At 70.6% G+C, this 13,979-nt stretch carries 13 protein-coding genes; 2 read left to right on the forward strand and 11 right to left on the reverse strand.

All coding sequences use genetic code 11. The annotated features are described in order from the left end of the window. Positions 1 to 59: 59 nt before the first annotated feature. Entirely contained in the window at positions 60 to 1,232 is a 1,173-nt protein-coding gene (locus tag IE096_RS29810; RefSeq protein WP_189457016.1) for an ABC transporter ATP-binding protein, read from the forward strand. 119 nt (positions 1,233 to 1,351) lie between these two features. Here the strand turns inward: IE096_RS29810 and IE096_RS29815 are convergent, their stop codons facing one another. From IE096_RS29815 to IE096_RS29840, 6 genes are all read right to left on the reverse strand, one after another. Next, entirely contained in the window at positions 1,352 to 1,843 is a 492-nt protein-coding gene (locus tag IE096_RS29815) for a DUF3180 domain-containing protein (RefSeq protein WP_189457082.1), read from the reverse strand. A 50-nt stretch (positions 1,844 to 1,893) separates the two neighbouring features. Beyond that, complete coding sequence (gene folK, locus IE096_RS29820; RefSeq protein WP_189457017.1) at positions 1,894 to 2,487, reverse strand: 2-amino-4-hydroxy-6-hydroxymethyldihydropteridine diphosphokinase; 594 nt, start codon at positions 2,485 to 2,487, stop codon at positions 1,894 to 1,896. Further along, the gene (gene folB, locus IE096_RS29825) at positions 2,484 to 2,843 is read right to left on the reverse strand and encodes a dihydroneopterin aldolase (protein ID WP_126915341.1); all 360 of its coding nucleotides are present in this window, start codon (positions 2,841 to 2,843) and stop codon (positions 2,484 to 2,486) included. The genes folK and folB overlap by 4 nt, the downstream gene beginning before the upstream one ends. 218 nt (positions 2,844 to 3,061) lie before the next feature. Beyond that, positions 3,062 to 3,532, reverse strand: coding sequence for a nuclear transport factor 2 family protein (locus IE096_RS29830; RefSeq protein WP_189457018.1), 471 nt, complete (start codon positions 3,530 to 3,532; stop codon positions 3,062 to 3,064). Next, a complete protein-coding gene (folP, locus tag IE096_RS29835; protein ID WP_189457019.1) occupies positions 3,529 to 4,479 on the reverse strand; it encodes a dihydropteroate synthase in 951 nt (316 codons plus the stop codon). Before folP ends, IE096_RS29830 begins: the two co-directional genes overlap by 4 nt. Before the next feature lie 95 nt (positions 4,480 to 4,574). Next, on the reverse strand, positions 4,575 to 6,422 hold the full coding sequence (locus tag IE096_RS29840) for a phosphatidylglycerol lysyltransferase domain-containing protein (RefSeq protein ID WP_189457020.1): 1,848 nt from the start codon (positions 6,420 to 6,422) through the stop codon (positions 4,575 to 4,577). A 171-nt stretch (positions 6,423 to 6,593) separates the two neighbouring features. On the opposite strand from IE096_RS29840, the gene IE096_RS29845 reads away from it, so the two are divergent. Beyond that, positions 6,594 to 7,706, forward strand: coding sequence for an alpha/beta hydrolase (locus IE096_RS29845; protein ID WP_189457021.1), 1,113 nt, complete (start codon positions 6,594 to 6,596; stop codon positions 7,704 to 7,706). A 73-nt stretch (positions 7,707 to 7,779) separates the two neighbouring features. Here IE096_RS29845 and folE read toward each other — a convergent pair whose 3' ends face one another. The 5 genes from folE to IE096_RS29870 all read right to left on the reverse strand — a co-directional run bounded on the left by folE (position 7,780) and on the right by IE096_RS29870 (position 13,819). Further along, on the reverse strand, positions 7,780 to 8,385 hold the full coding sequence (gene folE / locus IE096_RS29850) for a GTP cyclohydrolase I FolE (RefSeq protein ID WP_189457022.1): 606 nt from the start codon (positions 8,383 to 8,385) through the stop codon (positions 7,780 to 7,782). Positions 8,386 to 8,537: 152 nt separating this feature from the next. Continuing rightward, positions 8,538 to 10,547, reverse strand: a complete 2,010-nt coding sequence (ftsH, locus tag IE096_RS29855; RefSeq protein ID WP_189457024.1) for an ATP-dependent zinc metalloprotease FtsH — start codon at positions 10,545 to 10,547, stop codon at positions 8,538 to 8,540. A gap of 288 nt (positions 10,548 to 10,835) precedes the next feature. Continuing rightward, a complete protein-coding gene (gene hpt / locus IE096_RS29860; RefSeq protein ID WP_126918123.1) occupies positions 10,836 to 11,375 on the reverse strand; it encodes a hypoxanthine phosphoribosyltransferase in 540 nt (179 codons plus the stop codon). A gap of 79 nt (positions 11,376 to 11,454) precedes the next feature. Further along, on the reverse strand, positions 11,455 to 12,474 hold the full coding sequence (gene tilS, locus IE096_RS29865) for a tRNA lysidine(34) synthetase TilS (RefSeq protein ID WP_189457025.1): 1,020 nt from the start codon (positions 12,472 to 12,474) through the stop codon (positions 11,455 to 11,457). Positions 12,475 to 12,685: 211 nt separating this feature from the next. Then, the gene (locus tag IE096_RS29870; protein WP_189457027.1) at positions 12,686 to 13,819 is read right to left on the reverse strand and encodes an Rv3626c family coenzyme F420 biosynthesis-associated protein; all 1,134 of its coding nucleotides are present in this window, start codon (positions 13,817 to 13,819) and stop codon (positions 12,686 to 12,688) included. Positions 13,820 to 13,979: the final 160 nt, after the last annotated feature.

Here is a 13,979-nt window from a genome sequence, read left to right on the forward strand (position 1 = left end):
TCCGACCGGGGTCCAACGGCAACAATGTTCGAAGGACAGTACGGCGACAATGGGGAACCATGATCCGCTTCGAGCACGTCACCAAGCGCTACGCCGATGGCACAGCCGCCGTGGACGACCTCTCCTTCGAGGTCGCGGAGGGCGAGCTGGTCACGCTCGTCGGACCGTCGGGCTGCGGCAAGACCACCACGATGAAGATGGTCAACCGGCTGATCGAGCCCACGAGCGGACGCATCCGGGTGGCCGGCGAGGACATCGCCGGCGTGGACCCCGTCGAGCTGCGGCGCCGCATCGGCTATGTGATCCAGCAGGTCGGCCTCTTCCCCCACAAGACGGTCCTGGAGAACACCGCGACCGTCCCCCATCTGCTCGGCTGGCAGCGCAAGCGGGCCCGCGAGCGGGCGGCCGAGCTCCTCGACCTCGTCGGGCTCGACCCGTCCGTCTACGGCGACCGCTACCCCGACCAGCTCTCCGGCGGTCAGCGCCAGCGCGTCGGGGTCGCCCGGGCGCTCGCCGCCGACCCGCCCGTCCTCCTGATGGACGAACCCTTCGGCGCGGTCGACCCGGTCGTGCGGGAACGGCTGCAGAGCGAGTTCCTGCGGCTGCAGTCGCAGGTGCGCAAGACGGTGCTGTTCGTGACGCACGACATCGAGGAGGCGGTCCGGCTCGGTGACCGCATCGCGGTCTACGGCCACGGAAAAATCGAACAGCTTGACGCCCCGGCGGTGGTGCTGGGCGCGCCCGCCACCCCGTACGTCGCCGACTTCGTCGGCGCGGACCGGGGGCTGAAGCGGCTGTCGGTGACGCCGATCGAGGCGGGGGATCTGGAGCAGCCGCCGGTGGTCCACCTCGACGACCGGCTGTCCGACGCGCGGGCGCGGCTCGCCGTGGACGACGCGCGCTGGGCCGTCGTCCTGGACGACGCGGACCGGCTGCACGGCTGGGTCTCCGCCGACGCGATCGCCTCCGGCGCGGGGACGGCACGGGTGCGGGAGCGGGCGCGGCGGATGGACGCGTGGTTGCCGCTGGGGGCTTCGCTGAAGCAGGCGTTCAGCACGATGTTGCAGCATGACGCGGGGTGGATCGCCGTTCTGGACGGCGACGACGCGGACCACTTCCTGGGGGTGTTGACCCCCGCGCGGTTGCATGAGGCGCTGCGGCGGTCGATCGAGGCGGACGCCCGTGGCGGGTTGCGGCAGGACGTCTACCTGGAGACCGTGCCCGATCGGTAGCTCGCCCCTGTCCCGCCCTTTCTCCGTTTCTTCCAGGGGCTCCGCCCCCGGGCCCCCGGACCGGGCTTCGCCCGGGGTCCTCAAACGCCGGACGGGCTGACAAAGTCAGCCCGTCCTCGCTACGCCCGGGACGCGCCCGGGCCGCCCTCGTCGTCCTCGTCCTCCGGGAGTTTGCAGACGCGTTCCATGAAGAAGGCGGCCGCTATCACGCAGGCGCCTGCCAGGACGGACGCGCCCGCGTAGATCGCCTGGTCGCGGTGGGCGGGGACGTCGAGGCCGGCCATGAGGAGGAAGGCGCCCACTCCGCCGTACATGCCCGCGACCAGGGCCGCGACCAGGGCGCTGGCCTGGCCGAAGACGACCGCTCGCGCGGCCACCAGGGGGTCGACGCCCTTCGCGCCCGGCCGGCGCTCGCGCTGGGCGCGCAGCCGGGCGCGCAGGGACAGGGCCGTGGCGAAGAGGACCACCGCGATGACGGCCAGCACGATGGGCGCCGCCACCGGCACGCTGGGCAGCGTGCCGAAGGAGTCCCACAGGCGGGCGGCGGCCCATGACAGGACCCCGGCCACGGCGAAGAGGCCGGCCAGCACCCCGATCCGAAGTTGCTTCACCGAGCTGTCGCCCCTCTTCGTCATCCGGAAAAACTACGTAGGCCCAACGGCTACTCGGGCAGCCGCAGTTCCAGGTCGGCGCGCGGCTCCACGCCCTCACGGCCGATACCGGCCAGCAGCTCGCTCACCGAACCGTGGCCCGGGACCACGGCCTCGGGATCCACGTCGTACCACGGGGCGAGCACGAAAGCACGCTCGTGGGCGCGGGGATGCGGCAGCGTCAGCACCGGGTCGTCGGAGATGACGTCCTGGTACGTGACGATGTCGACGTCGAGCGTCCGGGGGCCCCAGCGCTCGTCCCGCACGCGCTCGAAGGCCTCCTCGATCGCGTGGCCGCGCTCCAGCAGGGAGTCCGGCGGGAGCGTGGTCTTCACCAGAACCACCGCGTTGAAGTACGACGGCTGGGTGCCCGGCTCCACGCCCCAGGGCTCCGTCTCGTAGACCGGGGAGACGGCTTTGACGCGCAGGCCGGGGGTGTCCTCCAGGGCGTCGATCGCGCCCTGGAGGGTCTCCAGGCGGTTGCCCAGGTTGCTGCCGATGGAGATCACGGCGCGCTTGGGGTTGCTCAGGGTCACATCGGCCGCGTCCACTCGCTCCACCACGGAGGCGGGAACCGGCTGCACGGTCGGGTCGCTGCTGCTCATACTCGGCTCCGGGTGATAGTGATCGTCACATCGTCGAAGGGAACGGTGATGGGAGCGTCCGGCTTGTGGACGACGACCTCCACCTCCCGGACCGCCTCGTGCTTGAGGCACTGCTGGGCGATCCGCTCGGCGAGGGTCTCGATGAGGTCGACGGGCTCGCCCTGGACGACGTCCACGACCTCCTCGGCCACGATGCCGTAGTGCACGGTCTTCGCGAGGTCGTCGTCGGCCGCGGCGGGCCGGGTGTCCAGGCTCAGCACCAGGTCCACGATGAAGGTCTGACCTTCTTCGCGCTCCTTGGGGAACACCCCGTGGTGGCCGCGAGCCTTCAAGCCGCGCAGCGCGACACGATCCACACGAATCAGCTCCTGCTGGTTGTCGGTAAGGACCCGCCTTCGACCGGGTTGCCCACCTTCGAATCTACCTGCGGGCACCGACAGCGCCCGACCTCGGGTGCCGGGCGGTTCGCGCCGCGCTTACCCGAGAGTCACGTGCTCAACCCCTACCCGGGCGTCGAGCAGCTCGAACGAGTGGCCACTTTTCCTCACACTGACGTGTGGCGCCGTGACGGCCGTCACGTACCCGGCTCGGACGAGTCGTCCTCCTCCTCGTCCTCGCGCCCCGCGAGCACGGGTGAGCCGTGGTGGGACCACACCTTCCAGCCGTCACCCACGCGCCGGAAGACATTGGTGGCCACGACGAGCTGGCCGACCAGCGGGCCGAGCTCGCCCTCGGTCTCCGAGGGGGCACCGCTGAGGATGTTCTCCGTGCAGGTGACCAGGGCCGTGTCGCCGACGACCGCGATCTCCACATCGGTGAGGAAGAACTGGATGTAGTCCGTGCTCGCCATGATCAGGGCGTAGGAGCGCAGCACCTCGCTCCGGCCGCGCAGCACGGGCCAGCCGGGGTGGACGCAGGAGACCTCGGTACCGGGGTCGTCCAGCCAGAGCCGGTCCATGGCGGCCGTGTCGCCGCGCTCCATCGCCTCGTAGAGGGCGGTGTTCGCCAGCTCGACCCGCTCGGCGTCCGTGCGGGCGGCGCTCACTCGGCCCCCTCGGTGGCGGTCGGGCCGGCGGCGGGCGCGGCGGTGGCGGGAGCGTCGGCGGCCCGACCGGTGGGGGCCGCGGCGGCCGCCCGTTCCACCGCCCGGATCACCCGGACGGCGTCGGCGCTGGCCCGTACCTCGTGGACCCGGACCGCCCAGGCGCCCTCGCGCGCGGCGAGCGCCGAGACGGCGGCCGTGGCGGCGTCCCGCTCGCGGGCCGGCGGCGGATCGGCCTCGGGCCCGGCGAGCACCCGGCCCAGGAAGCGCTTGCGGGAGGCGGCCACCAGCATCGGCAGCTCCAGCTCCCGGCGGAACCGGTCGAGCCCGGCCACCAGGGCGAGGTCGTGCTCGGCGTGCTTGGCGAAGCCCAGGCCGGGGTCCACGACGATCCGGTCCGGCTGGATGCCGCCGTCGACCACCGCGTCCAGCCGCTGCCGCAGCTCCTCGACGACGTCGCCGACCACATCGGGGCCGTAGACCGCACGGCTGTTCATGTCGGCGCTGAAGCCCCGCCAGTGCATCACCACGAACGGCACTCCGGCGGCGGCCACCACCGGGACCATCGCGGGGTCGGCGAGGCCGCCGCTGACATCGTTGACCAGTACCGCGCCCGCCTCCACGGCGGCCTCGGCGACGGCGGCCCGCATGGTGTCCACCGAGACGACCACGCCCTCGCCCGCCAGCTCGCGGACGACCGGGACCACCCGGCGGAGCTCCTCCTCCTGGTCGATCCGCACCGCGCCCGGCCGGGTGGACTCGCCGCCCACGTCGACCAGGTCGGCGCCGGCGGCGGTGAGCTCCAGCCCCCGCTTGACCGCCAGCGCGGTGTCGAACCAGTGACCGCCGTCGGAGAACGAGTCGGGCGTGACGTTCACCACGCCCATCACCGCACAGCGGTCCCACTCGGGCAGTCCGACCGGCCCGATACGGCCGCGCAACGTACTCATGGAACCAGCCTAGGGCGTGCGACGAGGCCGGTGAACGACGCGACCCCTCCCCGGCGGGTGGCCGGGGAGGGGTCGCGGGGCGGTATCGGCGCATGTCACGCGGCGCGCGTGACCTCGCTCTGCTCGGGAGCCTCCTGCTCCAGGACCTCCTCCGGCGGGGCCGGGCGGCGGCGCAGCAGTCGCGGCAGCTCCAGGAAGCCCTCGGCCTGCATCATCGCGAAGCCGATGCGGGGCAGGTCACGGCTGTTGGGGAAGACGATGAAGCGGGGCTCCCAGCGGGGCCGGAACTTCTCGTTGAACTTGTACAGCGACTCGATCTGGAACCAGCGCGAGAGGAAGATCAGCACCGCGCGCTGGATGCGGACCACCGGGCCCGCGCCCAGCTTGCCGCCGCGCTCCAGGGCGGAGCGGAAGAACGCGAAGTTCAGCGACAGGCGCTTGATCTTGAGCTCGGGCGCGGCCTGGAGGAAGGCCACGATCAGCAGCTCGTTCATGCCCGGGTCGGCGCTGCGGTCGCGGCGCATCAGCTCCAGCGAGCTGCCGTCCTTGCCCCAGGGCACGTAGTGCTGCATGGCGCGGAGGTCGCCGAAGGGGAGGTCCTCGCCCTCCTCCGGGTCCTTGTGGGCGGTCGCGATGATCGCGTCCAGGTCCTTGGGGTCGCCGATGCGGCCCAGGGCCATGGAGAAGCCGCGCTCGTCCTCGGTGTCGCGCCAGGCGTTGGCGGCGCGCTGGACGGCGTCCAGCTCCTCGGGGGTCAGGTCGCCGACGCGGCGCACCTTGGTGGAGTAGCCGTTGCGCTCGATGCGCTTGACCATCTGGCGGACGTTCCGCATGGAACGGCCGGTCAGGCTGAAGTCGGCCACGTCGACGATGGCCTCGTCGCCCATCTCCAGCGCGTCCAGACCCGTCTCACGGGTCCACACCTCACCACCGGTCTCGCTGCAGCCGGCGACGGCGGGGGTCCAGGAGTGGCGCTTGGCCAGCTCCATGAACTTCTCGATGGCGCCCGGCCATGCCTCGACGTCACCGATCGGGTCACCACTGGCGAGCATCACGCCGGAGACGACGCGGTACGAGACGGCGGCCTTGCCCGACGGGGAGAAGACGACGCTCTTGTCACGGCGCAGGGCGAAGTGGCCGAGCGAGTCGCGCTCACCGTGCTTGGCCAGCAGCTCGCGCAGCTTGTCCTCGTCCTCCTCGGTGAGGAGGGGGGCCGGGTAGGCCGGGCGGAAGGCCAGGAAGGCGGTGGTGAGGACGGTCAGCAGACCGAGGGCGCCCAGCGAGTAGCCGACGGTGTAGTCGACGTGGTCGGTGTAGCGGATCGAGCCCTCGAAGCCGACGAGGCCCCAGAGGACGTGCTCGATCTGCTCCAGCACCGGCGGGTCGCCGATCATCTTGTTGGCGTGGGAGCCGACGATCACCCAGCCGAGGGCGAAGCTGACGCCGCCCATGATGATCAGGTTGGCCAGCGCCTTCCAGCGGCTGCGGGAGTCCGGCAGCGCGGCGAAGGACTTCTTGTGCCGGAGGAGGTAGACGAAGAGCAGCAGGGAGAGGGCGCCACCGATGTAGGAGTGGCGGTAGAGCAGCTGCGCGGCGGCACCGATGGGCAGCAGGATCACGGCGGCCAGCCATGCCTGCTGCTTGGCGCGCTTCAGGCCGTGGGCGATCATCAGCAGCAGGATGCCGACGATGATCGAGCCGGCGGCCGCCAGCTGGGTCACGGAGCCGGGCAGCACCTCGGAGAGGGCGTGCACCCTGCTCCACCGGAACCGGGGGATGACCCCGGCCGCGATGTCAGCGAGGCCGATCAGGGCCCCGATCGTGCCCACGACGGCAGGCACGTTCTCGGGCTTGGGCCCCTTGATAAGACGCGCAAGCCCCGCGAGCCTCTTCGACCCCGAAGGAACCTCGTCGGACTTTTTGCCATCTACCCTGACAGACATCTCTTCCCGTCGTCCTGTCGAGTGGGCCTGCGCCACTTGGCGGCAGCACCCGGACAATGTGCGCCCTGTAGGACGACGGTTTCGGGGTTGAGGTTCCGTGGGGGGCCGAGCCCGGAAAGAAGTAACCATTCCGCGACCCCGCGCGCCGGGGCGCTCGGCAGAAAGCACCTCATGGGTCTCACCAGCATGGCAGTACTGATCATTGCCATCGTGGCTGCGGTCGTGCTGTTCGCATTGACCATTTGGCTCTGGCCCCGCCTGGGCAAGAAGGGCATCGGCTCCGTTCTGGCCCGCGTCGGCATGATGATCGCCACGCAGCTGTCGCTGTTCGCGGCGATCGGCCTCTGGGCCAACCAGTCCTTCGGTTTCTACGGCTCCTGGGCCGACCTCTTCGGTCAGGTCAAGAACGAGGGCGTGGTGGTCGACCACAGCGCCGGGGCCAAGCGGGTGCAGGTGGTCAGCGCCCAGCAGGTCAAGGTGCCGCGCGGCAATGTGCCCCGCGTCGGCGGCAAGATCGAGAAGATCAACATCGTGGGCGTGGAGTCCAAGATCTCCAGCCCGGCGTACGTCTACCTGCCGCCGGAGTACTTCCAGCCGCAGTACGCCAACAAGACCTTTCCCGCCTCCGTCGCGCTGACCGGCTACCCCGGCACGGCCGAGGCGCTGATCAAGGGTCTGGACTACCCGGTGCGGGCGCACAAGCTCGCCAAGGACAAGAAGATGCAGCCCACCATCCTGGTGATGATGCGTCCCACCGTCGCCCCGCCGCGTGACACCGAATGCATGGACATACCCGGCGGCCCGCAGACCGAGACGTTCTTCGCCAAGGATCTGCGCAAGGCCATCTCGGAGCACTACCGCGTCGGCGACAAGGCGAAGAACTGGGGCATGATCGGCGACTCCACCGGCGGCTACTGCGCGCTGAAGATCGCGATGCGCCACCCCGACGCGTACAGCGCGGCCGCCTCGCTCTCCGGCTACTACAAGGCCCCGCAGGACCCGACGACCGGTTCCCTCTTCGGCGGCAGCAAGCAGCTGGAGCAGGAGAACGACCTGCTGTGGCGTCTGAAGAACAAGAGCCTGCCGCCCGTCTCGCTGCTGGTGACCACCAGCAAGAAGGGTGAGCACAACTACAAGGACACGATGAAGTTCATCGAGATGGCGTCGAAGTCCCCGACGCGTGTCTCGTCGATCGTGCTCGACAGCGGTGGTCACAACTTCAACACGTGGCGGCGTGAGCTGAACCCGACGCTCAAGTGGATGGGCAGCCGACTTTCCGCGTAGCGGTTTTTCCGCCCCTTACGGGGCGCCCCCGGCGGGGCCCGTCATCCGACGGGCCCCTTTCGTATGTCCTGCGTCAGCGGGACATGATCAGGCTCATCGCCTCGGCGCGCGTCGCCGGGTCGCGGAGCTGGCCGCGGACCGCCGAGGTCAGGGTCTTGGCGCCGGGCTTGCGGATGCCCCGCATGGACATGCACATGTGCTCGCACTCGATGACCACGACGACGCCCCGCGGCTCCAGGATGTCCATCAGGGAGTCCGCGATCTGCGTGGTCAGGCGCTCCTGCACCTGCGGGCGGCGGGCGTAGACGTCCACCAGCCGGGCCAGCTTCGACAGGCCCGTGATCTTGCCGGTCGTCGAGGGGATGTAGCCGACGTGCGCCACACCGTGGAAGGGCACGAGGTGGTGCTCGCAGGTGCTGTACACCTCGATGTCCCGCACCAGCACCATCTCGTCGTGCCCGAGGTCGAACGTGGTGGTCAGCACGTCCTCCGGCTCCTGCCAGAGGCCGGCGAATATCTCCTTGTACGCGCGTGCCACTCGTGCCGGCGTCTCGCGCAGGCCCTCCCGGTCCGGGTCCTCACCGACCGCGATCAGCAGCTCGCGGACGGCGTTCTCCGCCCGCTTCTCGTCGAACTCGCCGATCGGGCCCTCGGCCTCCAGCGTCACCGGGTCGGTCATGGGCTTGCCTCGTTCTCTCGTACGTCGTCGCGCCGTGTGCGGCCCCTGCGGAGCTCTTCGGACCGCGCGCAAAAACGCGATGCCGCGCCCCCAGGCTAAAACCTGGGTGACGCGGCATCCATTCCGGGCCCTTCGCGGGGCCCGGGGGGGGCTCAGCTCTCCGGCGTGGCCGGGCTGTCCTTGGTGAGCTCCACCGTGTCGACGGGGGCGGCCCCGTTGCTGGGGGCGAGCTCCTTCGGGGAGAGCACCGGCGGGCGGGTGGAGGGCGTACGGCGCGAGGAGCCGGTCCACGCCGGGCGGGCCGGGCGCTTCACGACGTGCCGGAAGATCTCGGCGATCTCCTCCTTGTTCAGCGTCTCCTTCTCCAGGAGGGCCAGAACCAGGTTGTCGAGGACGTCACGGTTCTCGACGAGGATCTCCCACGCCTCGTTGTGCGCGGTCTCGATGAGCTTCTTGACCTCTTCGTCGACCAGCGCGGCGACCTCTTCGGAGTAGTCCCGCTGGTGCGCCATCTCGCGGCCCAGGAAGGGCTCGGAGTTGTCGGAGCCGAACTTGATCGCGCCGAGACGCTCGGTCATGCCGTACTGGGTGACCATCGCGCGGGCCGTGGCGGTGGCCTTCTCGATGTCGTTGGCCGCGCCCGTGGTCGGGTCGTGGAAGACGAGCTCCTCGGCCGCGCGGCCGCCCAGCATGTAGGCCAGCTGGTCGAGCATCTCGTTGCGCGTGGTGGAGTACTTGTCCTCGTCGGGCAGGACCATGGTGTAGCCGAGCGCGCGGCCCCGGGACAGGATCGTGATCTTGTGAACCGGGTCGGAGTTCGGGGAAGCCGCCGCGACCAGGGCGTGTCCGCCCTCGTGGTACGCGGTGATCTTCTTCTCCTTGTCGCTCATGATCCGGGTCCGCTTCTGCGGGCCGGCCACGACGCGGTCGATCGCCTCGTCCAGCGAGTGGTTGTCGATCAGCTTGCGGTCGCTGCGGGCCGTCAGCAGGGCGGCCTCGTTCAGGACGTTCGACAGATCGGCACCGGTGAAGCCGGGGGTGCGGCGGGCGACGGCGGCCAGGTCGACGTCGGGCGCGACCGGCTTGCCCTTCTGGTGGACCTTGAGGATCTCCAGACGGCCCTGCATGTCCGGACGGTCGACGGCGATCTGCCGGTCGAAACGGCCCGGGCGCAGCAGCGCCGGGTCGAGGATGTCCGGGCGGTTGGTGGCGGCGATCAGGATGACGCCGCCCTTGACGTCGAAGCCGTCCATCTCGACGAGCAGCTGGTTGAGCGTCTGCTCGCGCTCGTCGTGACCGCCGCCGAGACCGGCGCCGCGGTGGCGGCCCACCGCGTCGATCTCGTCGACGAAGACGATGGCCGGGGCGTTGGCCTTGGCCTGCTCGAAGAGGTCGCGGACGCGGGAGGCGCCCACACCGACGAACATCTCGACGAAGTCGGAGCCGGAGATCGAGTAGAACGGGACGCCCGCCTCGCCGGCGACGGCGCGCGCGAGGAGCGTCTTGCCCGTTCCGGGCGGGCCGTAGAGCAGCACACCCTTGGGGATCTTGGCACCGACGGCCTGGAACTTCGCGGGCTCCTGGAGGAACTCCTTGATCTCCTGGAGCTCCTCGACGGCCTCGTCGGAGCCGGCCACGTCGGCGAAGGTGGTCTTGGGGGTGTCCTTGGTGATCAGCTTGGCCTTGGACTTCCCGAAGTTCATCACCCGGGAGCCGCCGCCCTGCATCTGGTTCATCAGGAACAGGAAGACCACGACGATCAGGACGAAGGGCAGCAGCGAGAGCAGCACCCCGACGAAGGGGTTCTGCTTCGACGTCGAGACGTTGTAGCCCTCGGGCAGCGTCTTCGGGTCGTCGTCATCGGCCTTGGCCTGGAGGTCCTTGGAGATCTCCACGCCCTGGTCGCCGATGTAGTTGGCCTGGACCTTGCTGGAGCCCTTGATCTTCTGGCCGTTGATCAGCTCGATCTTGATCTTGTTCTCGTCGCCGGTCGTCAGCTCGGCCGATTTCACCAGGTTCTTGTCGATCGCGTGCACGACCTGGCTGGTGTCCACCGACTTGTAGCCGCCGGACGAGCCGACGACCTGCATCAACACGACCACGGCGAGGACGGCCAGCACGATCCACATGACCGGCCCACGGAAGTAGCGCTTCACGTCCATCCATACGGGGCGCTCGGCGCCCCGTCCCTCCTGCCACAGTGAGGCACGGTCACCCCGGATTGAGGTGCCTGTGCGTGCGGTGTCCTGCTCGACCTTGAAAGCTTGGCTCGAAGGCCTGAAAAAGGCTGACCTTCGGACGGTACCCCAGCATTGTCACCCGACGCCGCCGCGGACGGTCAACAAACCCGCCCTCGCATGCTCCAACGGCGGGAAACCGGGAAGGGTTCCCGGCCACGGGTTCACCCACCGGGTTCACCACCGGGGTACCGGCTCCACGACGGAGCGTGCTCAGCCGCCGTAGACGTGCGGCGCGAGCGTGCCCACGAAGGGCAGGTTGCGGTACTTCTCGGCGTAGTCGAGACCGTAACCGACGACGAACTCGTTGGGGATGTCGAAGCCGACCCACTTCACGTCGATGGCCACCTTCGCCGCCTCCGGCTTGCGCAGAAGCGTCACGACATTGAGCGACTCCGGCTCGCGCGAGCCCAGGTTCGACAGCAGCCAGGACAGCGTCAGGCCGGAGTCGATGATGTCCTCGACGATCAGGACGTGCTTGCCCTTGATGTCGGTGTCCAGGTCCTTGAGGATGCGGACCACACCGGAGGACTGGGTGCCCGCGCCGTAGGAGGACACGGCCATCCAGTCCATGGTGAGGGGGGTGGACAGGGCGCGCGCCAGGTCCGCCATCACCATCACGGCGCCCTTGAGGACACCGACGATGAGCAGGTCCTTGCCCGCGTATTCCGCGTCGATCTTCGCGGCCAGCTCGGCCAGCTTCGCGTCGATCTCTTCCTTGGTGATGAGCACCGACTTCAGATCGGTGCCCATGTCCTTCTCGTCCACCCGCGCCACTCTCGCTCGTTCACGACCTTGTCGGGCCCGCGAGACGCGCTCCGCCCCGCTCGCATCAGCCCTGCCGGAGGACCAGTCTGCCACCCTGCCTGCGAACCGCGACGCGCCCGGGGAGATTGATGGCCCCCTGACCGCGCCAGCCGGTGATCAGGCGGTCCACTTCCTCCAGGTGCCGGGCGAAGAGCGAACCGGCCGGGGAACCCGCCGCGATGGCCGCCCGGCGCAGCACCCGGCGGCGCACGGCGGGGGGCAGGGCGTAGAGCTTGGCGACCTCGAGATCGCCGGAGTCGTCGCGCACGGACGGCTCCACGGCGGCCGCCCAGGAGTCGAGGGCGTCGGCATCGTCACGGGAGAGCTGGGCCGTCCGGGCGAGGGCCTCCACCACGCCCTTGCCCAGCGCCTTCTCCAGGACCGGCAGCGCCTCGTGGCGCACCCGGGAGCGGGTGTAGGCCGGATCGGCGTTGTGCGGGTCGTCCCAGACGGGCAGGGACTGGACCATGCAGGCCTTCCGGGCCGTTTGCCGGTCCAGCCCGAGGAAGGGCCGGCGGTAGCGGCCGCCGGCGCCGGAGGCGGTGGCCATGCCGGACAGCGAGCGGATGCCGGAGCCCCGGGCGAGCCCGAGCAGCACCGTCTCGGCCTGGTCGTCACGGGTGTGGCCGAGCAGGATCGCGACGGCGCCGTGGCGGTCGGCGACGGCGTCCAGCGCGGCGTAGCGGGCCTCACGGGCGGCGGCCTCGGGGCCGCCCTCCCGGCCGACGTCGACGCGGACGGCCTCGACGGGGTCGAGGTCGAGGGCGGTGAGACGGCTCACGACCTCGGCGGCGCGGAGGTCGGAGCCCTGCTGGAGGCCGTGGTCGACGGTCACGCCACCGGCCCGGACCCCGAGGCGGGGGGCCTCGAAGGCGAGGGCGGAGGCGAGCGCCATGGAGTCGGCGCCACCCGAGCAGGCCACCAGCACGAGCGGGGGCTCGCCGGCGCCCTGGGGCGAGGAGGTGGTGGGGGCCAGGGTGAGGACGTCGTGGAGAACGCGGCGGACCGCCAGGCGTATCGCCGCGACCGCGGGGTGTGGACCCATGTCCGTGTGTCCAATCGTTCCATGGGAGGGGGTGCCGGAGCCGGCGCCGGGGGCTTGCCGACTCCGAGTATCCGTCACGCTGTGTGCGTCGATGGTGACAGAGACGAGCCTTTACCCGAGCATCGCACGCCCACCCTTGGCACACGGTCCCTCGGAAGGGTGATTACGGGAGCGTTCGTCCGGTAGCAGGGCGTGACGGGGGTGGACGGAATCACCCGTCGGCCCGTCCGTGCACCCGTGCGACCCAGTCCGCCGGTTTGGCGATCTCGGCCTTGGTCGGCAGCGTGTTCGGGGACGTCCAGACCCGGTTGAAGCCGTCCATACCGACCTCGTCGACCACCGCGCGTACGAAGCGCTCGCCATCACGGTACTGCCGCAGCTTGGCGTCCAGGCCCAGCAGCTTGCGCAGCGCCGCGTCCAGCCGACCGGCACCGGTGGCCCGCCGCTTCTGGAACTTCTCCCGGATCTCGGCCACGGTCGGTACGACCTGCGGCCCCACGCCGTCCATCACATAGTCCGCGTGGCCCTCCAGCAACGACATCACGGCCGTCAGCCGCGCCAGGATCTCCCGCTGGGCGGGCGTCTGGACCAGCTCCACGATGCTCCGGCCGCCGCGCTCCTCCCCGTCCGCGGGCCGGCCGCCCGCCAGCGACTGGGCCGCCTCCCGGATCCGCTCCAGCAGCGTCGCCGGATCGACCTCCGTCTCCCCCAGGAACCCCTGGATCTCCCCCTCGATGTGGTCCCGCAGCCACGGCACCGCCGTGAACTGCGTCCGGTGCGTCTCCTCGTGGAGGCACACCCAGAGCCTGAAGTCGTGCGGGGCCACGTCGAGCTCGCGCTCGACCTGGACGATGTTCGGCGCCACGAGCAGCAGCCGTCCGCCGCCGGCCGGGGACCCCGGCAGGTCGCGCGTCACCGGCGCGAACGTCTCGTACTGGCCCAGCACCCGGGACGCCAGGAACGACAGCAGCATCCCCAGCTCCACGCCGGTCACCTTGCCGCCGACCGCGCCCAGCACCGCCCCCGCCGGGGCGTTCGCCCGCTTGTCCTGCATCTTCCCCAGCAGCGGGCCGATCAGGGACCGGAAACCGGCGACGTTCGCCTTGACCCACCCCGCGCGATCCACGACGAGGACGGGCGGCTGCGCGCCCCCGCTCCCCTCCGGGTGGGTCATCCGGGTGAACGCCCGGACGTGCTCCTCCGACGCGATCGCGTGCCGGCGCAGCTCCGCGACCACGTCGCGCGCCTCGTCCCGGCTGACCTCCGGCCCCGGCCGTACGAGCCGAGTCGCGGTCGCCACCGCGAGCTTCCAGTCGACCATCTCCGTACCACCGACGCTCGTCATGCCTTCACCGTACGTGGTGGGGGTGGCCGGGGTGGAGGGCTTGACCGGGGCTCCGCCCCGGACCCCGGTCCTCAACGCCGGACGGGCTGAATTCAGCCCGTCCGGCACGGAGCCGGGGGTGCGAGGGGGCGGCAGCCCCGCTCGGAAACGGTGAAAGGGC

Source organism: Streptomyces abikoensis, from assembly GCF_014648775.1.
Classification (GTDB): domain Bacteria; phylum Actinomycetota; class Actinomycetes; order Streptomycetales; family Streptomycetaceae; genus Streptomyces; species Streptomyces abikoensis.